We start from the raw sequence: 21,690 nt of genomic DNA, 5'->3' as shown, positions 1-21,690 counted from the left end.
GTCACTGAGAGGTGAGCTGTCGGCGGAGGCGGGTGACCGCCTCCGCCAGCCCATGGTCCAAGTGCCGGCGGTAGGTACTGAACGGAGTTTTCAGGCGGGCGGCGGCGCCCCGTTGGGTGGTCTGCCGCCCCAGGTACGTGGCGGTGAGGGCATCGTGGTACTTGGCCGTGGTCAGGTCGCCGCGCAGTGACTGCACCACGTACAGGAGGTGTTGCCGCAGAGCTTGCACGCGTTCCCCCGGGGTTTCCCCGGGAACCAGCCGGAGGAGGGGGTTGGCGGCCAGCACGTCCGCGTGGTTCCAAGCCCGGAACAACGCGCGTACGGCCGTGTCCCACTGCTGCTCCGTCAGTTCCTCGCCGGCCGGGCCCCCGTCCGAGGCGGTGAGAGGGGCAGCGGTGTCGGGGTCCATGGCACCGGTCCCGAACAGTACGCGCCGGGACAGCGTTTCCAGCCAGGCTTCGACGGGCAGGGTCCGCCAGTCCTTGACGAAGACCGTGGGGGACCGCCCGTCAGGTGTCCGTCCGGCGTCGACGGTCCCATGGCCGAGAAAGGACATCTCCCTCTCCCAGAACTCCCGGTCGGACAGGACCTGTCCGGACCAGGCGAGGCGGTCCGTGCGCAGCCAGTCGGCGAGCACGGTGAGCCGCATCAGATCGAACGTGGGGCTCGGCCGCTCACCTCCTTCGGCCTGGACCAGGTAGCGGGCCAGGCGCAGAACTCCACCTGTCGGCGTCGGCACGTCCCCGCCGTAGTGGCCCTTGAGCGCGGCCACCACCGGATCGGCGGCGGCGTCCTCAGCGGTGAACCTGTCGCACTCGAGATGGGCGAGGAACCCGAGCAGGGCGCCGGTCGTGGAATTCCGGTAGAGCCTGAACGTCTCCGGCCGGCGGTCGAGCCAGTACTCCAGGCCGTGCAGCGGCTTTCCGCCCTGTACCTGCTGGGCCATCTCCACCACCGCCGACCAGTCCTGTGGACGGTAGGGCGCCTCGTACACCTCTCCGTTGCCCCGCCACGAGTGGTAGGCCATCTCGAACGGCCCGTGGCGCAGCAAGTAGTTCGCCGCGCGAGCGGCCATCAGGACCGAAGGGCCCGAGGCGCTCCGGACCTGCTCGATGGCGTATCCACATACCCTGCGGTGCATCTTCTGGTAGCCGGCGCAGTCCCGCCAGCGCAGATCCGAGTCGAGCGCTTCGCGCACCACGTCGTGCGGGAAGACGCCGCCGGGCCCGGACTCGACGAACGGCAGACCGCGCAGCCAGTCGAAGAGCTTCGCGGCGTGCTCGTCGCCGAAGACGCTCCGCAACAGGTCCTCGGTGGTTGTCATGGCGTGGGCACACACTTCCAGGGCGTGCCGATGCAAGGGCGAAGGGGTGCTGCCGACAAGGTGCCGCAGCAGCGTCCCGACGATGTCCGGAGTCGGTGTCCAGTCCATCGACGAGGACATGCGGCGCGACACGACGGCGGCCGTGAGGCTCAAGGCCAGCGGATGGCGGCCCGCGAAGGAAGCCACCGTTGCGTGGAGCCTCGACGGCACTCCGCGTACTCGGATCAGGTCGAGCGCGTCATCGTGCGCCAGGTCACCCAGCGGCAGCACGTGCAGGGTCTCGTCCCACGCGGGGTCTATGTACCAGTCCGTCGAAGGCGCCTCCCTGCCCGCCACGACCACGGTGGTGTCGTGCGGAAGCGTGGGCAGGAAGCGTTCACGAAGCCATTCCTCCAGCCCCTGGCACCGTTCGAACGTATCGATCAGGAGGACCGAACCTTCGGGTACGGTCCCGACCGCTGCCCGGAACGACGCCGGCGACGGTTCGGTCGTTCTGCCGTCGACCTCGATGACGTGCCGCCCCCTGTCCACGGCCTCGTCGGCCAAGCGTCGGAGCAGAGTGCTCTTTCCCACGCCGCCCGGGCCGTGGAGGTACAGCACCGCCGCCCGGCCCCCATCCCCGACGACGGCGCGGAAGAGCGCCAGTTCGTCCTGCCGACCGACGAACACCCGCTTCCTGCTCCTGGCGAGATGACTGCCGAAGCTCCGCTGTCGTTCGTCGCCGACAGACTCGACGCACGCGGCGAACGTGTCGCTCATGGATTCCCCCTGAACTCTGTCTTTCCCTGTTCCGATCGGCCTGGACCGCCGTGGTGACCCGGCACTCCGGCCGGTGAAGGTGCGCGACCGCACGGGGGCGCAGCCATCGGATCGGCACCTCGTCAGATGGGTGCCGGAGGGTTCAGCCAGAACAACGGCGAAACCGGCAACACGGTTCGAGTGCACCCACAAGGTGCGGCGCGCATGGTGCTGGGCCATCTGAGGATGTGCGCCGACAGCGAGGTCGCCCGCCATGCGGATCGCACCGCGTTCGCCGCAGTTACCCGGCGGCGCACGCGCCGGCCGGACCGGGTCGATGTGCGTCCCTGTTCAAGGCCCCAGCCTTCTCCCTGTATGCCTGGCCTGTTGGCCGTGAGCCGCCGGGACCTGCGTCGGTCCCGGTGCCATCATCGATGAGCGATCGTTGTGTGGAGGTAGGAATGGCGGACGGCAGGCCCAACGCTTTGGCGGCGCGGCTTGTGGCGGCAGAGGAAAGAGCGTTTGTCGGCCGTGAGGCCGAGACGGAGTGTTTTGCTGCGATGCTTCGCGGTGAGCCCGGCTCGCCGGCGGTGCTCTATCTGTATGGAATGGGCGGGGTCGGGAAGACCACGCTGCTGCGGCGTCTGGCGACCAGGGCTCGGGAGGCCGGACGTGTGACGGTGCAGATCGAGGGAAGGCTCGTTGATCCCTCGCCCAGGGGTTTCGAGCAAGCGGCGTCCGGAGCGCTCGGCGATACCAAGAGTGTTCTGCTGGTTGATTCGTTCGAGTACTGCCAGGGCCTCGAGGGGTGGTTGAGGGATCAGTTTCTGCCCACTTTGCCGGCGACGACGCTGGTCGTGGTGGCCGGCCGGCAGCCGCCCAGTGTGCGATGGACATCTGACATCGCATGGTCCGACGCGCTGGCCGTCCTGGAGGTGCGTCCTCTGGATGACGAGCACGCACAGGCCCTGTTGGAACGGCACGATGTCCCAGCCGCGCTGCGCGGGAAGGTCATGTCGTTCGCCGGCGGTCACCCCTTGGCTCTGAGTATGGCCGCGTCGCTGCTCTCCGCCGGGGGTGATACACAGACGGACTGGGCGCCGAGCCCCGACATCATCAGCGAACTCGTCGCCCAGCTGATCGGTGCTCTTCCCACGCAACAGCACCGCACCGCCCTGGAAACCGCCGCGCATGTTCTGACGCTGAACAGGAAACTGTTGGGCGCGGTGATGGGCGACGAGAGTGCCGGGCCCATGTTCGACTGGCTGTGCGGACTGCCGTTCACGGAGTTCGGGCCGCGGGGACTGATCGTCCATGATCTGGTGGCAGAGGTCCTGGACCGCGACTTGCGCTGGCGTGACCCCGAGGGCTATCAGCTGATGCACCACAAGACGGGGCGGTTTCTTCTGAACCGTACGCGAACGGTGCCCGAAGTCGAGGCCGCACAGGCCGTACGCGAGCTGCTGTATCTGCTGCGTCATGGCCCTATGCGCGCATACTTCGAGCGCATCGCGCATGCGGGCAGTGTGTGGGAAAAACATCTTCGTCCCGAGGACCACGACATCGTGCTCAAACTGATCGCGGCGGAGGACGAAGACTCGGCCCGTATCGTGCGCTACTGGCTCGAGAAGCAGCCGGAGGCCTTCTGGCTGTACAGAGACACCCATACGGGCGACCCGATGGGCTTCATGATGTGGCTGCGTCTGACGCGGCGCGATGAGAGCGACCAGGCGGACCCCGTCGTGGCAGCGGCCTGGGATCGTATCGAGAGCCATGCTCCGCTGCGGCCCGGGCAGCACGTGCGCATCTTGCGCTTCTGTGTCCCCGAGCCCGCGCACGAGGGTCTCGTTTTCGTGGAACATCTCGAGCAGCTGCACGTGGTCAAGGACTGGGTGCGGACGACAGGTATGGGCTGGTGCTTCGTCGTCACGCCGCATCCGGAGTACTGGGGAACGCTGATGCACCTCACTGGTCATCGGCAGGTCATTCGCACCACGTTCGACAGTGGGCGCGCCTGGACGGCTTTCGGTATGGACTGGCGTGCCAGTTCACTGGAGTCCTGGTTCGACCGAACGTGGTCACTTGTTCCCCTGGCCGAGGCCCTGGACCCGGCGCAGAGCAGCACCCCGCCGCTGGACCAGCGCACCTTCGCCGCAGCGGTCCGCGTTGCTCTGCGTGACCTGCACTCCTCCGGTCTGCGGGACAATCCACTTCTCACCACCCGGCTCCTGGCTGATCGCGCCAACTGGACGGGCACATACGATGAGCAACTGCGCCACTTGTTGCTCGAGACGGTGGAGGCCCTTCAACAGGACCCCCGTCAGGCCAAGCCGTATCAAGCTCTCAAGGCCACTTACGCGAACCGTCACCGGACCCAGGAGGCCGCGGCGGCCCTCCTGGGTATCCCGTTCAGCACCTACCGACGGCATCTGGCGCAAGGAATCGATCGTGTGGTGGAACTGCTCTGGCAGCAGGAGTTGAGGTTGTCGACTCCGGCGGACGCTTTTCCGCAGCAGGCTGTCGGCAGTCCGGAGTGACGTACGAGGGGTCCGGAGACGTCCGTGGAGTTCGCGGCCTGGAGCGCACGGCCCCAGCAAGCACCTGCCGTGCTGTGCGGTCCGTGCGCCCCGTACGTCGAGGTGGTTCATGAGTCCGGCCGTCCCAGGCGTGTGAGCTGCCGGGACTGTGCCACCAGGCGGCCGGCCGAATCCCACACCTCGGCGTCTTCCTCCATACGGTCGTTGTCAACGAGGCTTGTCGAGTGCTTCAGCCTCAGCCAACCCGGGGCAGGCAGCCTCCTGATGTGCGTGGTGAGTTCCAGCGTCGGTGCCCAGCCCGGAATTCCGAGATCCAGACTGACCGGCGGAAGACAGTCGACGGCGAACAAGAGCATCATCGGGTCCGGCTCACGGTCGTCCAGGAAGCGCAGCCAGCCCTGCACGGCTCCTCGCCCTGAAGGCATCCCTACAGCCCACCCGACACAGTCGGGGTCAAGTCGCAGGTCGACGCGCTGAAGCAGTGGTGATTCCTTGAGAAGTTCCGGCGGCGCCAGGTCGGTCCCCACGCACTTCTCGGGCGGCGGCATGCTCGGAGGAGCCGAGAACACGCGGGCAGGATCGGCCGTGGCCTTGTCGGCGAGATCCCCGAACGTGGCGACCACGCGCACGCGTTCTTGATCGCCCTGCCGGATGAAAGCCATGCCGCTCGAGACGGTACGCCCGTGGCGGAGAATCTCCGTGCGCACAGTCGCAGGGCCGGGCAGTGACCTGGACAGGAAGTGAGCGCTGACGGATATCGGATCACGGTGGCCTGAACCCTGGGCCCCCAGGTCCTCCGAAAGGGCGCGGCCCGCCAAGGCCATCAGCACACCACCATGAATACCCGCACCGAAGCGCCAGTCGTCCCGCAACTCGGCATGATGCAAGGCTGAATCATCGGCTCGAATGAGCGAGGTGGCCTGATCGAATTCCGTCGTGGAGGTCATGCGTTTCTCTTTTGCATAGTGAGGCAGAGGGTGAGCTCGTGGTGCCGCTTCGGGTCCCCCTCCGGTCTGTGGGGAACGCTCAGGCGTGGGAGTCCGGCACCCGCCATTCGAGTACTACGAGGGTCTGGGAAGTCTGGTTCACCGGGAGGGAAACCCGCCGCAGCCGCGATACCGGAATCCTGCTGAACCAGCCTGCCGTCCTCGTCGTAGCGCTGACTGGGAGCGTCGCCAACCGTGGGCGGTTCCCATTCTCCTTTCCGCCTACGGCGGACGCCCGACTCATCCGGGCCTTACTCGAATTGGGGGACCAGTGCGCAGCACCATGCAGGACACCGGACTTCAGATCCGCCGCCTTCTGGAGCACGGATCACGCGTTCACGCGACCAGCAGGATCGTGACGGCGGGGCAGGAGGGGCACTCGACCACCACGTACGCGGAGACGGGCCGTAACGCCGCCCGGCTGGCGGGTGCCCTGCGGGCCATCGGGGTGGGAGAGGGCGACCGGGTGGCCACCTTCATGTGGAACAACCAGCAGCACGTGGAGGCGTATTTCGCCGTGCCGGCGATGGGCGCGGTGATCCACCCGCTGAATGTCCGGCTGTTTCCGGAACAGATCGTGTACACCGCGAACCACGCCGAGGACCAGGTCGTCATCGTCGACCACTCGCTGCTGCCCGTCTTCCTGCCGCTGCTGCCCGGGCTCCGGTCCGTGCGGCACGTCATCGTCAACGGGCCTGCCAACGTGTCCGTCCTGGATGCCCCTGGAGTCGAGGTGCAATCGTACGAGGCATTGCTCCACGGTCAGCCGGACAGCTATGCGTGGCCCGAGGTGGACGAGCGGTCCGCGGCGGCCATGTGCTACACCTCAGGGACCACTGGTGATCCCAAAGGCGTTGTCTACAGTCACCGTTCGATCTATCTGCACTCCATGGCGGCTTCGCTGCCGGATGTCATCGCCCTGTCCCGCGAGGACCTGGCTCTGGCCGTCGTGCCGCAGTTCCATGTACTGGCCTGGAGCCTGCCCTACGGCGCCTTTCTGACCGGCGCTTCGCTGGCCATGCCGGACCGCTTTCTCGCGCCGGAACCCCTGGCCGCGTTCATTGCCGCCGTCCGTCCGACCAAGGGCGTGGGTGTGCCCACGGTGTGGGGAAATCTGCTGCGGTATCTGGAAGCCCATCCGGAGATCGACATTTCCTCCATGGAGGAGATCGTGGCCGGCGGATCGGCGTCACCGGAGTCCATGGTCCGTGCCTACGCCGAGCGGTACGGGATCACACTGATGCAGGGCTGGGGGATGACCGAGACCTCGCCGCTCGGCAGCTTCGCCCGTCCGTCCGCCGCTGCCGGAGTTCAGAAGTCGATCGCGCACCAGACCGGCCAGGGCCGCTTCTGCGCCCAGGTCGAGGCCAGGCTGATCGACGAGCACGGCGACGAACTTCCTTGGGACAACACGTCGGTCGGCGAACTCCAGGTGCGTGGCCCCTGGGTCACCGGCTCCTACTACGGTGAGGACACCGGGACGCAGGACGACAGGTTCAGCGACGGCTGGCTGAGGACAGGAGACATGGGGCGCATCTCCCCCGACGGCTGTCTCACCCTGACCGACCGCATGAAGGACGTCATCAAGTCCGGAGGCGAGTGGATCTCTTCGGTCGAGCTGGAGAACCATCTCGCCGACCACCCCGCCGTTCTGGAGGCCTGCGTCATCGGAGTGCCCGACGACAAGTGGGGCGAACGGCCCCTGGCCTGTGTGGTCCTGGCGGACGGCCCGATCGAGGCCTCGGAACTGAAGAACTTCCTGAACGACCGGATCGCACGCTGGCAGCTGCCCGAACGCTGGGTTTTCCTGCCGTCCATCGCCATGACCTCGACCGGCAAGTACGACAAGAAGGCGCTCCGCGAGCAGTACGCACAGGGGGCCTTGCGGGTCGTCATGGCCTGAGCACCACCCGCGACAGGTCGCAAAGCGCCGACGCCCCTGGGCCTCTGCCCAGGGGCGCACTGAGGGATTCAGGGTGGCGGACGAAACAGGGTGTGATTCCGTCCGCCACCCTGTGACGCCTCGTCCGGTCATCGGAGCGTCCAGATCTGGTTGTCCCTCCCGTTGCATTCCCACAGGACGGCGACCGTTCCGCTCGCGCCCCCGAAAATGTCGACGCACTTCTGTGACTGGTCGGCCAACAGTTGCCTACCGGCGAGGTGGAATCGCTGGCTGAGGCTGCCGTCGCAGCCAGCCAGTTGGATCTTGGTCCGGTCGTCGGTCGCCCCTCCGGCCACGGTCATGCATGCGCCCGACGACCGGATGGTCCCATCCGAGCCGATCCGCCACTGCTGCGCCGTGGAGCCGTCGCACGTGGCTTGGAACAGCTGAATCCCCTCGGTCCCGTCGCCGCTGCTCAGGCACTTGCCCGAGGCGGCGACCACCAGGGCACGGCCTGCCGGGGTGACCGATGAGCCGGATCCGTCCTCCACGGATGTGTCCCCGCCTCCGGGTTCCGGCTCAACCTTCTCCCGCGCGGCCGTGGACGTCGACTGCGAGGGGGTGAGCGCCGTCTGCGAGGGGACGCCGGAAGTCGCGGAGCTCGACGGTGAGGAGACGGGCGAGGACGTCGCGGATGCGGACGCGTCCGCGGACTGCGGCGTGGTGTCGCCGGGCAGGAGCGGGCCGTCCGATGCCGTGGCGCTCGCGCTCTTCTTCTCCGGCGTCGTGGTGACCAGCAAGGCGATCGCGGTCAGTACCGCTGTGGCGACCACTGCGGCGAGCACGACCGGCTTCTTCGAACGGCCTGAGGGTCGCTGTGCCTGCAGGGCCGTAGCGGGCTGCCGGCTTTCTGCGGCAGCCTCGTCAGCGGCTGCGTCGCGCGTTGCGTGCCCCGAGCGCGCCGCCTCCGGCCTCGTCTCCGACTCCGGCTTCGCGGCCTGAGCCGGAGCGTCGCCGGCCACTGCACGGACGGCGGGCGGAACGACAGAGGATCCCACTTCGCCTGCCGGTGTGCGCAGCATGCGCTCGGCGTCCTCGGCCGACAGCCGCTCGGTCGGGTCACTGGCGAGCAGCCCCTGGATCAGCGGGGTGAGCGGCCCGGCGCCTCGCACCTCGGGGACCGGCCCCATGGCAATGGCGTACATCGTCTCCGTCACCGTGTCCCGGAGGAACGGTGAGCGGCCGTCGACCGCTTGGAAGAGCGTCGCGCCCAGCGCCCACAGATCGGCCTCCGGGCCGGGCGTGGCGCCGATGAGGCGCTCGGGGGCGATGAAGTCGACCGACCCCACAAGCTGGCCGGTGCGGGTGAGATGTGAGTTCTCGGAGGCCTGGGCGATACCGAAGTCGGTGAGGACCACCCGTCCGTCCTCGGCGAGCAGCACATTGGCCGGCTTCACGTCCCGGTGCAGGACCCCGGCCCGGTGCGCAGCCCGCAACGCGGCGATCACGCCACGGCCGATCCTGCATACCTCCTCGAGCGGGACTGGGCCGTGCGCCGCGATCAGGTCACCGAGGGTGGTGGAAGGCACGTACTCCATGACGATGATGGGCACGCCCTCGTCGTCCACGACGTCGTGGACGACAACGACATTGGGGTGGCTGATCCGGGCGGCGCTGCGGGCCTCGCGCCGGGCGCGCTCGAAGAGGGTGGCGAGTTCGTCGTCGTCGAGGTGCGGCTGGGGATGGAGCTTCTTGACGGCGACCTGCCGGGCGAGGAGATTGTCGTGGGCGCGCCAGACGGTGGCCATGCCGCCTCGGCCGATCCGGTCGAGGACCCGGTATCGGCCGGCGATCAGCCGTCCTTCGTCGGACACTGTGGTTTCCTTTCCGCTGCTGCAGGGCCGATTCGGCCAAGGACGGCACATACGGTGCAGCCGCGCGGCCGTCCCACCCGTCATGCAAGCAACGGCCGTGTTCCGTACGGGGTTCATCGCTGTGCGTGACAGGCGGCGCGGGGCCGACGCGGGGCAGCGGTCCGGCTTTCCAGGGCCGGTGAGCAGTACTGGGCAGGTGGGTGGGCTTCAAGGTGGGCAGTTGTCTGCGGCAGCGTGAGCAGCACGGCGTCACGCGAGACAGGAGCAGTGCAGATGACCACGACCTGCCCAGGGAGGCAAGGGCATACCGTTGCAAAGGGTGTGCGGCAGGAGGCAGTTGGCCACCGGGCAGCCGAGCAGGGGCGGGCCGCGCACGGCCGACCTTCCGGGGCATGGTCCTTCGGCCTGCTGGGTGCGTTGGAGGTCAACGGGCCCACGGGTCCGGTGGCGCTCGGGCCGCCGCAGCGGCGGGTACTCCTCCTGCGGCTGCTCACCGAGGACGGCTGGCCGGTATCGGTCGAACGTCTCTGCGAAGACCTGTGGGAAGGACGGCCGCCGAGCGCGGCACTGTCCTCCCTGCGCGCCCACATCAGCAGGCTCCGCTCTGCGCTGGCGGTGTTCCCGGAGTCCGGGACCGGCATGCTCACCTACACCGCGGCGGGCTACGCGCTGCACGTCACTCGTGAGCAGCGGGACGCCGGGCTGTTCGAGGACGCCGTCCAGTACGCCCATGAGCTCGCGAGGGAAAGGAAGTGGGCCCAGGCACGCGCGGAGACGGAGAAAGCACTCTCTCTGTGGCGCGGCCGGCCGTACGCCGACGCGGACGGAAGACTCTTCGTGCAGCGCGAGACGAACCGGCTCTCGGAGCTTCGATGGTCCGCCAGGGAACTTCAGGCCGGTCTGCTGCTGGAGGAAGGAGAGATCACGCGGTCCCTTGCGGTCGCCGAGGAGATCGTCAGCGGGAATCCGCTGCGCGAGGCGTCCTGGGCCGTGCTGCTCCGTGGTCTCTATCTGGCAGGGCGTGCGGGCGAGGCGCTACGTCGTTTCGAGGCCGTCCGCCGTCTGCTCGCAGAGGATCTCGGCACGGATCCTGGGCCCGCGTTGCAACGGGTGCACATGGCCGTCCTCCGGCATGACACCGGTGCCCTGCAGCCCGCCGCACGGGCGAGTGTGCGCCTCGCTCCGGCGTCCGACGTGACGGACCGGACCGCTTCCCCCGGCCGGGTACGCCTGGCCGGACGCGAGGCCGAACTGACCCGGCTGACCGGGTTGCTGTCCGCCGCACGCGCCGGCAGCACCAGGTGGGCGGTGGTGTCGGGACGAGCGGGTACCGGCAAGACACGTCTGCTGGAGGCGCTCGGTGCCGAGGCCGAGCAGCGCGGGTTCGAGGTGCGGTGGGTCCGCCACCCGAAGAAGCGCCAAGCCCCGCTCGCGGCAGGGAGAACCCCGGTCACGCGGAGCCTGGGGTGCCTTGCCGCAGACGAGGGCGGGCACCAGAACCTGCCCGGGAGCGAGCACGGCAAGCCGGATACGAACGAGGTCGAGGGCAGCCGCCCCGTACTCTGCCTGATCGACGATGTTCAGGGCGCCACCCCGGTGGTCATGAACGAACTCGCCTCCCGTGCCGCACTCGTACGGGACAGGCCGTTGCTCGTCGTGTGCGCCGTGAACCCCGGCGACGAACCCGGCACCGAGGAACTGCTGGCGACTCTTGCCCGGTGCGACGCGGAACGCTTCGAACTGCAGCCACTGACCCCCGAGGACATCGCCGGGCTGCTCCGGTCGAACGGGGATACCGGCGGCGCCGGTGCCGCCGTCGACGATCCGCGGTCGGAAGCAGCCGCGTTGCATCAGTTGACCGGTGGCAACGCGTTCTTCCTCGCCGAACTGCTGCGTCTGCCCGCGGCTCGGCGCGCGGGCCCGCGGCTCACGATCCCGGCCGCCGTGACCTCCGTTGTCCGGGCCCGGCTGCGGGCGCTCGCTCCGGAAGTGCGGCAGGTGCTGGAGATCGCCGCCGTGACCGGAGAGGAGCTGGACGTGCCGGAACTGGCGGTGATGGCCTCGCTTCCGAGGGCAGCCGTACTTTCCGGCCTGGACGTCGCCGTGGAGGTGGGTCTTGTGACGTGGTCCGCCGGCGGCACACCGCGGGAGCCCGGGGCGTACCGCTTCTCCTGCGGGCTGGTCCGTGAGGTGCTGAGGGCGGGCCTGAGCCGCGCGCGCAGCCACGAGGTGCACGCGACGGTGTACCGGGTGCTGGCCGCCCGGCCCGGGAGCAGCGTCGAAGCCGTCGCCGAGCATGCCGTCGCGGCGGGGCCACTCGTCGATGAGCGCGATCTTTCCCAGGCCGCACTGCAGGCCGGCTACGCGTGCCTGAAGCGGAATGACGTGGACGAGGCCCGTGAGTGGCTGGCCCGTGCTCTCGCGGGCCCTGCGTCCGGGCGCGGAAGGAGCACGGGGGAGTGGCAGAGGAGCGGTGCCACGAGGCGCTCTCGGGGCGGGTCCGACGGCGCTGCCACCGGGGAGAACAACGTTGTCCACCTGCCGGTGCGACGTGCCTGAACACCGGGCCCCGTAGCGGCGGTCGGAACGGCAGCGCAGGAGTCTCCCGCTGCCTCCGGCACGGCTGCGTGGTGGGCAGGACCCGCCCTCGGAGCGGCGCCGGAGAAGTTGCCTCGCGGCCAACCCGTCGGTGCTGGATCAGCGCCGACGGGTTGGCATGACGCTACGGCTTGACGATCTGCCCGTAGGCCACCACGGCCATCGCGAACTGGCCGGAGGCGTTGGGATGCGCGGCCAGGGTGTTGGCGGCGGGTGTCAGGGACTCGAACCAGCGTCGCTCGCGGGGCTGGCACATGTCGTGTCCGACGGTCGGCGTGTAGGTGTCCGCGAAGGACATACCGACGCCGCCGGCCACCGCCTGGCGTTCCAGCGCCCGGTTGACCTTCTTCGTCATGTCGCGGAGGAAGGCGAAGTCACCCTGGGCGAACGGCACTTCCGGGCAGCGGACTCCGTTGTCCGGGAACAGCGCGGGGTAACCGACGACGATCACCTTGGCGTCCGGGCTGCGTCGTCTGACGTCCTTGAGCACCTCGCGGATGCGACCCTCCATGGTGTTGATGCGCTCGCCCAGTACGTCCTTGCCGCCCGGCCTGTAGGACTCCTTGCAGGGGCTGCCATCCGGATCGGATGCTGCGACGCTCCAGCACTTGGCGAGTATTTCCGTGAAGCCGACGTCGTTGCCGCCCAAAGTCAGCGTGACGAGCTTGGTGTTGGCGGTGAGGGCATTGGCCTGGGGAGGCTTGGTGCCCTGGTGGTTCCAGATGCTGCGGGTGGTCGCACCGCTGCAGGTGACATCCTTGAAAGCGCGGTTCAGCCCCTTGACCGCGTCCGTCCCGGCGATGAGGCCGGCGTAGCTGCCGGTGGTGCGGTCGCACTCCTCGTCCTTCACCCCGGCCAGCCCGGCACCCGAGGCGTAGGAGTCACCGAGCGCGACGTAGTTCGGGCCGTCGGCCGAGGTGATCGCCGCGTTCTGGGCCGTCGCGGTGGGCGCGCACAGGGAGAGCAGAGCGGCCGAGGCGACGGCGGCTCCTGCGACCGCACGGCACTTCCGTACCGGCCTGCTCGGGGAATGCGTCATTCCGAAATCTTCCACAACGCCTCTGCTTTCTCGTCGAACGGGATGGAGGGACGCGGCGCCTCGTAGGCCGGCCGCGGATGCTCCCGAAGTGGCTCAACGAGGAGTGCGAGGCATCGGTTCACCGTGCGTCACGATGCGCTCCAGCGGCTGAAAGCCGGTCACTTCAACCTTGTGGTGGCCGGGCGGCGCCACCTGCGCGCCCGCGGCAATCCGACGACAAGCTCCGGCCAAGCCCTGTCCACGAGCGTGATCACGCCACGCACAGCGTGGAGACGCGACAGCCACATCTTCGATCACAAGGACTCCGAGACATGAGGTGCACCACGGATGCCGTCGGCTCTTCCGCCGAGCCGCGCTCATCACTGCCGCAGCCGGCACCCGAGGGCTCCGACTGCGAGACATTCGTCCGGGAACTGTACGAACGGCACGGCACCGATCTGCTGCGGTACGCCTCCCGGCTCCTGGGAGGCGACTGGCACCAGGCGGAGGACATCGTCCAGGAGGCGGCAGCCAGGGCGTGGAACCATGCGAAGGTCCTGCGGAACGCGCACGAAGCCCGCCCCTGGGTCTTCACCGTCGTACGCAACCTGGTGATCGATCACCACCGGGCACGGCAGATACGCCCGACGGAGGTGCCGGCGGTGGAGCGCCCGGAGATCCCGGTGGCCGACCAGATCGACCGGCTGCTCACCGCACAGGTGGTCACCCACGCCCTGCGGGAACTGAGCACGCAGCACAAGGAGGTCATCAGGCTCATGCACTACTCCAGATACAGCGTGGCCGATGCCGCGAAGCACCTGGGGGTCCCTCCGGGTACGGTGAAATCCCGTTCGTACTACGCCATCAGGGCGCTCAGGAGTGCCCTGGTGAACCGCGGCGTCCTGGATGCCGCCGCCTGACGGACCGGCTGCGTCACCGGGTCGCGCAGCGCCTCGCCCCACTGCTTCCTAAGCCGACCGGTGCCCGTCACCGTCCGCTCCGTGGATCTCCAGTCGCCACAGCGCGTCACAGACCCGCTCGACCCCACTCACCAGATGCCTGCGGTACGTACCGAACGGCAGCCCCAGCCGTGCCGCGGCCGCTTCCTGTGTGGTCCTGCCCCGCAGGTAGGTGGTCGCCACCGCACGGTGGTACTTCTCGCCGCTCCGCTCCTTGTGCAGCGCTTGTACGGCCTGGGCCAGCACGTCCTGCAGTGAGACCCCGTGCTCGACGGTCAGCCTGCTGCGTGCCAGCGGGTTCACCGCGAGCTTCTCCGGCCGCCCCAGAGCGCGGAGCGCGTCGCGTACGGCGGCGTCGAACTCAGGCCGGGACAGCACGGTGAGTTCGGTGGGTCTGGTCGGGGCCGGGGCCTCATCGGGCGTGCCGGGTACGCCGGGTACGTGCGCCAGCATCAGACGGGTCTTCTGCTCCGCCCACGTCCAGACGGGCTGCGCCCGCCAGTCCCAGGCGAACACCATGTACCTGACTTCGCCGACCTGAGGCCGGTCGACGGTCGTGTCGAAGCCGAGGCTCGTCAGGTAGGGATGCCAGAACTCCACGGCTCTGATGGCTATGTACGACCACCCCAGGCGCGGCCCGGCGCGGGCGACCTCGGCAACGAACCGCCACTGATGGAGGTCTTCGACCGGCGACACCTTCGGGTAGCCCGGCGACGTCACGTGGAAGCGGGACACGGCCATGTGCTCGCCGTCCCGGAGCGGGGCGGTGCCGCGGGCGTGCTTCCAGGCCGCCGCGATCACCGGGTCGACATCCTCGCCGTACGGCTCGGTGAGCCGCAGCCAGGCCGAGAATCCCACGCTTTCACCGCTCCGCGTGGACCGGTACACGCGGAAGGCCTCCGGCTGCCGACCCAACCAGAAACGGACCAGCTCAGCCGACTCCGCCCCTTCGACTTCGGCCGCCAGTGCGATGACCAGGGGGTGGTCCGCCGGTTCGCACGGGAGCAGCACCAACTCACCCTCACCACGCCAGCTGTTGAAGTCGGACATGTAGCGGTCGGTCCGGTACAGGTACATGAACTCGCCCACGGCGGGCAGCATCCCGCTCTCCGGAACCGTCCGTATCCGATCGAACAGGTGGCGGCGGAGCCGACTGTGCAGCTCCGCGAACCCTTCGGGATCACGCCAGCGCAGGTCCGCCTCCAACGCCGCGCGGACCACGTCGTGCGGGAACAGGCCGCTCCGGGCGGACTCGACGAAGGGCAGACCGCGCAGCCAGGCGAACGTCGACGCCGCGGCGTCTCCGAGCACGGCGCGCAGCAGTGTCTCCGTGGTCACGTACGCGTGAGCGCACACCTCCAGCGCCCGCCGGTGCGTCGGCGAGGGCACCTCGCCGATCAGCTGCGGCAACAGCGTCTCGACCACATCCCGGCTGGGCTCCCAGTCCGCGGTGCTCTCTTCGTCCTGGATCGCCACGGCGGCCGCGAGCGCGAGGCCGAGGGGGTGGCCACCGGTGAAGGCCAACAGCGCGTCGTGCGTCCGCCGCGGCACTCCACGGGCGTCCAGGAACGCCGCGGCTTCGTCCGGGGTCAGGTTGCGCAGCGCGACGGTCCGCATCAGCCCCGCCCAGCCGGGATCGTAGGTCCACCCCGCGTCCGGCGCCTGGCGTCCCGCGATGACGACCAGCGCCCCTACCGGCAGCCGCGTCAGGAACCTGTCCCGCAGCCAGCCCTCCAGCCCCTGACAGCGCTCGAAGGTGTCGATGAGCAGGACGACCCGGTCGCCGGTGAGTACCGCGTCGGCCTCCGTCTCGAAGGCCTCGGGCGTGGGCTCGATGATCCGCCCGTCGACCTCCAGTACGTCCCGCCCCGCCGCCCGCGCCTCGGCGGCGAAGCGGCGCAGCAGCATCGACTTGCCGATGCCGCCGGGGCCGTGCAGGTAGAGCACGGCGAGACCCTTCGCGTCACCGGCCAAAGCGGAGCGGAAGATGCCCAGTTCGGCCGCCCGCCCTGCGAAGACACGGTCTCGTGCCTCTTGTAACCGGGCGCCTATACAGCCGGCTTCTCCGCTACTCATCAAGGACACTCTCGGTTCGTCGCCGTGCGGATGACGCAGACGTCTGGATCACCAATGTTCGAAAGATCTTCGCATGTGATCCCGCCGGGCCCGGGTGAGTGCGCGCCATGTGGCTGAATGAGGCTGTCCGTCGGGGCAGTCACGTGTCGCCGGGCGATGCGTCAGCGCCGTTCATGGAGCGTGCGGACGAGGGAGATGACGCGGGTCTTCGCCGCGGCGGGGGCCGTGAAGGAGGTCAGGTTGACCGGCGGGGTGAAGCGCTGCACCGTGACCGACTGAGGCGCGGTGAAGGCGCGCAGGCCGTCCGCGCCGTGGATGCGTCCGAAGCCGGAGTCTCCGGAACCCCCGAAGGGGAGGGCGGGCACTGCGGCGAAACCCAGGACCGAGTTGACGGAGACGGCGCCGGCGCGCAGCTGGGAGGCCACCACAGCGCCGGCACGCCGACGGCGGGTGAAGACCGAGGCTCCGAGCGCGTACCGTGACGCGTTGGCGCGCCGCACCGCCTCGGACAGGTCGGCGACGGAATTGATCGCGACGGTCGGCCCGAAGGTCTCCTCCGTCATGGCCGCCGAGTGCTCCGGGACGTCGACCAGGACGACTGGACCGACGCCCTCCGCCGACACCGGCTCCCCACCGCCCAGCACGGCCCGCGCTCCGGCTCCCACCGCCTCCTTGACGTGCCGCTCCACCACGGCCGCCTGACCCGGCATGGTCATCGGGCCGTACGCCGCGTCGGGTCCCGCCCCGGGGTGAAGTGCGCCCGCCCGCTCAACGACCTTGTCGCACAGGGCCTGGTGCACCTCCCGCACGGCATAGACCCGCTCGACACCCGCGCAGGTCTGGCCGGCATTGGCCATCGCGCCCCACACGATGGCGTCGGCGGCGGCGTCGAGGTCCGCGTCGGCGGCGACGATCACGGCGTCCTTGCCCCCGCACTCGGCGAGCAACGGCGTGAGCGACTCGGCGCACACGGCCATCACCTTCCGCGCGGTTCCCGGCGAGCCGGTGAAGGCGACCTTGTCCACGCGGGACCGGGCCAGTGCCTCGCCCGTCGCGGCCGCACCGGTGACAGTGGTGAACAGACCGGCGTACTCGGGCACGGCCGCGTCGAAGAGTTCGGCCAGGAGTACGCCGGTGCCCGGCGTGTACTCGGACGGCTTGAACACCACGGCGTTGCCGGCCGCGAGGGCGTAACCGATGGATCCCACGGGTGTGAAGACGGGGTAGTTCCACGGCCCGATCACACCGATGACACCGAGCGGACGGTGGACGACCGTCGCCCCCTGGTTGACGGCCAGCAGCCCCGTACGGATCCGGCGCCGGCGCAGCACCCGGCCGGCGTTGCGCGCGGCCCAGGACAGATGCTCCAGAGCCAGGATCATCTCCAGCTCGGCGTCCCCCCGCAGCTTGCCCGTCTCCGCGGACACGGTCGCCACGACGGTGTCCATGGAGGACGCCAACCGCCGTTTCCACCGCAGCAGATGCTCGCGGCGCCGCGCCGCCGGCAGCGCCGCCCAGCGAGCCGCGGCCCTCCGCGCCCGGTGCACGGCCTCGGCGATCTGCTCCGGCCCCTCGACCGGGTACTCGGCGAGCGGCTTCCCGGTGACCGGGGAGTACGAGGTGAACCTGGCGGTGGGAAGGGTCGTGTCCGTCATCGGTGCTCCTGGTGTGGGTTTTCGCCCCTGAGCGGGGCGACCGGCTTGGCCGGCCCGCCCCTCGCGCCGCGTACTACGGCGACTTCGGTGGGCGGGTTCACCCCCACGGGTTGGGCGGGTTCACCCTCACGGGTAAGGAGGCAGCTCACCGCGTGGCGCGGTGCGGCCGAGACATCTCCTGTGCGCCGCCGCCGAACGCCATCGAGGAGAACGCCGAGCGCTCCTTCACCGACGAGCCCGGCTGCCGCTCCTTCGACGTCGTCTGCGACCTGGCGGACGTGCGCCAAGCCCACGCCCGCTGAGCCGAACCTGCTCATCCACCCCGACGAGGTCGAACGCTTCGACCGCGGTGGCGGTGTGGCCACCCTCCCCTATGTCGGCAAGTGGAACTCCGAGAAGGCCGTCATCACCACCGGCCAGACCGTCTTCCGGCCCGGCACCGGCCTGCCCCTGCTCAGTCACCACGTCGAGGAGTCGGTCCTGATCCTGGAAGGTGAGGCGACCGCGGAGATCGACGGCGATTTCTTCGACCTGCAGGCCGGCCAGGCCACCTGGGTGCCGGCGGGCGTTCCGCACCGGTTCTTCAACCGGGGGGAGGGCGTCATGCGGATCTGCTGGGTGTACGGCGTCCGGGACGTCACCCGCACCGTCACCGCCACCGGCGAGACCTTCGAGCACCTCTCCGAGTACGACAAGGGCGGGGCACCCACCGCATGAGCGGCACCATGGCTGCCCTGCGGCGGCACCGAGCGCGGCGGCCATGACCGCGAACAGGCCGCCGCCTCGTACGCCGCGGCGGCTTCGTCGCGGAGGCCGGGAGCTACGATGGCCCGCGCGCCGTCCCTCCCGGTTTCCGGCGTCAGGCAATCCGATCGTTCCGGTGGTCTGGTGGACGCGGTGGACCTGTCCAGGGGAGGGTGGCCGGCTCCGGGTCCTGCCCGTACGACCCGGACGAGAGGGGATGCTGAAAATGGCCACGCAGGCCGACGCCGCCGCACAGCCGCGCGCACCCTTGAGCAGGGAGCGGGTTCTGAGCACCGCCGTCGCCCTGGCCGACGAAGGCGGGGTCGACGCGCTCAGTATGCGCAAGATCGCGCAGGCGCTCGGTGTCGTGCCCATGGCGCTGTACAAGCACGTGGCCAACAAGAACGAACTGCTGGACGGCATGATCGACGTCCTCGTCGGCGAGATCGACCCGCCGGCCGGCGACGCCGACTGGAAGACCGTCATCCGTCGGCGGGTGCTGTCGGCCCGCCGCATGCTGCTGCGCCACCCGTGGGCGTCCGAGGTCATCGAGTCGCGGACCAAGGCGCGGGCCACCCCGACCCCCGCGGTGATGGAGTACCTGGACTCGATGATCGGGATCTTCCGGGCCGGGGGATTCTCGGTCGACCTGGTCCATCACGCGATGCACGTCATGGGCAGCCGCCTGCTGGGCTTCTCCCAGGAGTTGTTCGAGGACGCTTCCGGCCGCGAGCCGGATCCGGACGCGCTGCCGCCCGAGGAGATGGCCGCCCGCTACCCCCACATCACCGAACTGGCCATGGCGGTCGCCCACGACGAGGAGTCCGTCGTCGGCTCGGGCTGTGACGACCAGTTCGAGTTCGAGTTCGCCCTGGACCTGACGCTGGACGGCCTCGAGCGGCTCCTGGGCACGACCTGACCCATCGGTGAAGGGCCCGGCGGCAGCTGCCCGTCCGTGCTGATTCCTGCTCGCACGTCTCACGGTCGCATCCGCGCCCCTTGACGGGTGTACGGCGTACACCTATGGTCCGATCCATGGGCGGTGTACGCCGTACACCTCCAACGGTCGACGACGAGGTGGTGGGGGAGACCCGATGAAGGCGATCATTCAGGAGCGGTTCGGCCCACCGGACATCCTGCGGCTGGCGGACACCGACCGGCCCGAGGCCGGGGCCGGCCAGGTGCTGGTGCGGATACGCGCCGCCGCGCTCAACCCCTACGACTGGCACATGATGCGCGGCGACCCGTTCGTGGCGCGGCTGACGGGAGGCATGGGGCTGACCAGGCCGAAGTCCCGCGTGGCCGGGATCGACGCAGCCGGACAGGTGGAGGCGGTCGGCGCCGACGTGCGCGGGCTCCGGCCCGGCGACGAGGTGATGGGCTTCTGCCCGGGCTCCTTCGCCGAGTACGCGTGCACCACCGCGGACCTGCTGGTGCCCAAGCCGGCGAGCCTGACCTTCGAGCAGGCCGCGGCCGTGCCGGTGGGGGCGGTGACCGCCCTGCGCGGCATCCGGACCGTGGGCCGGGCGCAGGCCGGGCAGCGGGTGCTGGTCAACGGGGCCGCCGGTGGCGTGGGCACGTTCGCCGTGCAGATCGCCGCGGCCCTGGGCGCGGAGGTCACCGGGGTGTGCAGCGCTCGCAACATCGAGCTGGTGCGCTCGCTGGGCGCCGAGCATGTCGTCGACTACACCCGGGAGGACTTCACCGACGGCAGGGTGCGCTACGACCTGATCCTGGACAACGTGGGCAACCGCCCGCTGAGCCGGCTGCGCCGGGCGCTCACCCCGACAGGGACTCTGGTGGCCAACGGTGGCGGCTCACCCGGCCGTGTGTTCGGGGCGATGGGCTCCATGCTGCGACTGATCGTGGTCGACGCGTTCGTTCGGCAGCGGCTCCGCGTGATCCTCCCGACGGTCCCGGCCGGGCCGACCCACCAGGACCTGCTCGCCGTCACCGCGCTCATCGAGGCCGGCGAGCTCACCCCGGTGGTCGACCGGACCTACCCCCTGAGCGACGTGGCCGAGGGCGTGCGCCATGTGGAGCAGGGGCACGCCCGTGGCAAGGCCGTGGTCGCCGTGCCATGAGCACGGGCCGTTCCTGTGAAGAGCAACGGTGACACACCGTCGGAAGACGATCGCCGTCGTACGGATCGGCGATCCGTACGACGGCGATGTCCTGTCGGTCCCGGGACCGTACCGGGGCCGACACGTCGGAGGAGGGCGAGGGACTGCCGCCGCCGCGCGGACTGGGATCCGCGGGGCGGCGGCGCCGGCCGACCCTCGGGACCGCGGTGGGTCCGGCAGGTCAGGGGTGGCTGGTCAGATACCCGCCCATGGAGGTGAAGTACTCGGTCGCGGTCAACTCCCGGCCGTCCTCGGTCCGTACGCGCGTGATGGCGAGGCCGTGGTTGCGGCCGGTGCGCGCGTCGGCTCCGGCGACGATCACCACGCCGTCGCCCTCGCGGTAGAAGATGCGGCCGGGAGTGCCGCCGTACCGGCCCTGGGACACGACCGCCCCCAGGATCTCGAGGCGCTTGCCCTTGTGGAAGGTGAAGGCGCTGGGGTACGGCTCGGACTGGGCGCGGACCAGGCGCTGGAGGTCCTCCGCCGGCCAGGTCCAGTCGATGCGGCTGTCCTCGATGGACCGCTTGTGGAAGAAGCTCGCCCGGGACCGGTCCTGCCGGGTGAACTCCGTCTGCCCGGAGGCGATGAGGTCGAGTGCGCCGATGGTGACCGGGGCGATGAGGTCGACGGTCTTGTGGAAGAGATCGGTGGCGGTGTCCGTCGGTCCGACCGCGACCGCCTCCTGCCGGACGATGTCGCCGGCGTCGAGTTCGTCGTTCATCATGTGCGCGGTGACGCCCACTTCGGGCTCGCCGTTGATGAGGGCCCAGATCAGCGGGGAGAAGCCGGCGTACTTCGGCAGCAGGGAGTCGTGCACGTTCAGCGTGCCGTGGCGCGGCAGGCCGAAGATGCGCGGGGGAATCCACGTACGCCAGTTGTTGGCCACGATGATGTCCGGGTCGGCCTCCTTGAGGCGCTCGAACAACTCGTCGTCGTCAGGGCGGTTGCGGATCAGCACCGGGACGCCGTGCTCTTCGGCGAGGTCGGCGACGGAGTCGCTCCAGATCTTCTCGTACGCGTGCTCGCTCTTGGGGTGCGTCACGACCAGTACCACGTCGTGCTCGGAGTCCAGGAGGGCTCGCAGGGTGCGGTGCCCCCAGGTCTGGTAGCCGAACATGACGACCCGCATGGGGTTCCTCCTCGCAGCAGGGATTGGCCGTGGTCAGTAAAGCAAGG

15 protein-coding genes are annotated in these 21,690 nt (G+C 69.6%); 8 read left to right on the top strand and 7 right to left on the bottom strand.

Annotated elements, in window-relative coordinates; translation table 11 throughout:
- Position 1 precedes the first annotated feature (1 nt).
- Positions 2-2,083, bottom strand: coding sequence for an ATP-binding protein (locus tag IE263_RS23180; protein ID WP_189939652.1), 2,082 nt, complete (start codon positions 2,081-2,083; stop codon positions 2-4).
- Positions 2,084-2,523: 440 nt separating this feature from the next.
- On the opposite strand from IE263_RS23180, the gene IE263_RS23175 reads away from it, so the two are divergent.
- Complete coding sequence (locus IE263_RS23175; RefSeq protein ID WP_189939651.1) at positions 2,524-4,599, top strand: AAA family ATPase; 2,076 nt, start codon at positions 2,524-2,526, stop codon at positions 4,597-4,599.
- 107 nt (positions 4,600-4,706) lie between these two features.
- On the opposite strand, the gene IE263_RS23170 is transcribed toward IE263_RS23175, so the two are convergent.
- Positions 4,707-5,546 (bottom strand): thioesterase family protein, encoded by an 840-nt coding sequence (locus IE263_RS23170; RefSeq protein WP_189939650.1) that lies wholly within the window; start codon positions 5,544-5,546, stop codon positions 4,707-4,709.
- A gap of 310 nt (positions 5,547-5,856) precedes the next feature.
- On the opposite strand from IE263_RS23170, the gene IE263_RS23165 reads away from it, so the two are divergent.
- Positions 5,857-7,488 carry a long-chain fatty acid--CoA ligase gene (locus tag IE263_RS23165; protein WP_189939649.1) on the top strand — a complete coding sequence of 544 codons (1,632 nt, stop codon included), beginning with the start codon at positions 5,857-5,859 and terminating at the stop codon, positions 7,486-7,488.
- A 128-nt stretch (positions 7,489-7,616) separates the two neighbouring features.
- Here the strand turns inward: IE263_RS23165 and IE263_RS23160 are convergent, their stop codons facing one another.
- A complete protein-coding gene (locus IE263_RS23160; protein ID WP_229911116.1) occupies positions 7,617-9,341 on the bottom strand; it encodes a serine/threonine protein kinase in 1,725 nt (574 codons plus the stop codon).
- Between the two features lie 321 nt (positions 9,342-9,662).
- Here IE263_RS23160 and IE263_RS23155 point away from each other — a divergent pair, with 321 nt between their 5' ends.
- Entirely contained in the window at positions 9,663-11,900 is a 2,238-nt protein-coding gene (locus IE263_RS23155; protein WP_189939647.1) for an ATP-binding protein, read from the top strand.
- Positions 11,901-12,063: 163 nt separating this feature from the next.
- Here the strand turns inward: IE263_RS23155 and IE263_RS23150 are convergent, their stop codons facing one another.
- A complete protein-coding gene (locus IE263_RS23150; RefSeq protein WP_189939646.1) occupies positions 12,064-12,978 on the bottom strand; it encodes an SGNH/GDSL hydrolase family protein in 915 nt (304 codons plus the stop codon).
- Positions 12,979-13,289: 311 nt separating this feature from the next.
- On the opposite strand from IE263_RS23150, the gene IE263_RS23145 reads away from it, so the two are divergent.
- On the top strand, positions 13,290-13,877 hold the full coding sequence (locus IE263_RS23145) for a sigma-70 family RNA polymerase sigma factor (RefSeq protein WP_189939645.1): 588 nt from the start codon (positions 13,290-13,292) through the stop codon (positions 13,875-13,877).
- A gap of 48 nt (positions 13,878-13,925) precedes the next feature.
- On the opposite strand, the gene IE263_RS23140 is transcribed toward IE263_RS23145, so the two are convergent.
- Complete coding sequence (locus IE263_RS23140; protein WP_189939644.1) at positions 13,926-15,992, bottom strand: ATP-binding protein; 2,067 nt, start codon at positions 15,990-15,992, stop codon at positions 13,926-13,928.
- A 161-nt stretch (positions 15,993-16,153) separates the two neighbouring features.
- On the bottom strand, positions 16,154-17,647 hold the full coding sequence (locus tag IE263_RS23135) for an aldehyde dehydrogenase family protein (RefSeq protein WP_189939643.1): 1,494 nt from the start codon (positions 17,645-17,647) through the stop codon (positions 16,154-16,156).
- Between the two features lie 152 nt (positions 17,648-17,799).
- Between IE263_RS23135 and IE263_RS23130 the strand changes: the two genes are divergently transcribed.
- The 4 genes from IE263_RS23130 to IE263_RS23115 all read left to right on the top strand — a co-directional run bounded on the left by IE263_RS23130 (position 17,800) and on the right by IE263_RS23115 (position 20,475).
- Positions 17,800-17,949, top strand: coding sequence for a hypothetical protein (locus IE263_RS23130; protein WP_189939871.1), 150 nt, complete (start codon positions 17,800-17,802; stop codon positions 17,947-17,949).
- Between the two features lie 55 nt (positions 17,950-18,004).
- Positions 18,005-18,364, top strand: coding sequence for a cupin domain-containing protein (locus tag IE263_RS23125; protein ID WP_229911115.1), 360 nt, complete (start codon positions 18,005-18,007; stop codon positions 18,362-18,364).
- Between the two features lie 253 nt (positions 18,365-18,617).
- Entirely contained in the window at positions 18,618-19,310 is a 693-nt protein-coding gene (locus IE263_RS23120; protein ID WP_373312052.1) for a TetR/AcrR family transcriptional regulator C-terminal domain-containing protein, read from the top strand.
- A 175-nt stretch (positions 19,311-19,485) separates the two neighbouring features.
- Entirely contained in the window at positions 19,486-20,475 is a 990-nt protein-coding gene (locus tag IE263_RS23115; protein WP_189939641.1) for an NAD(P)-dependent alcohol dehydrogenase, read from the top strand.
- 220 nt (positions 20,476-20,695) lie between these two features.
- On the opposite strand, the gene IE263_RS23110 is transcribed toward IE263_RS23115, so the two are convergent.
- Entirely contained in the window at positions 20,696-21,643 is a 948-nt protein-coding gene (locus IE263_RS23110) for a methionyl-tRNA formyltransferase (protein WP_189939640.1), read from the bottom strand.
- Positions 21,644-21,690 lie beyond the last annotated feature (47 nt).

Origin of the sequence: Streptomyces aurantiogriseus (assembly GCF_014649375.1) — a bacterium.
GTDB classification, from domain to species: Bacteria; Actinomycetota; Actinomycetes; order Streptomycetales; family Streptomycetaceae; genus Streptomyces; species Streptomyces aurantiogriseus.
This window is presented reverse-complemented; position numbering and strand designations above follow the sequence as displayed.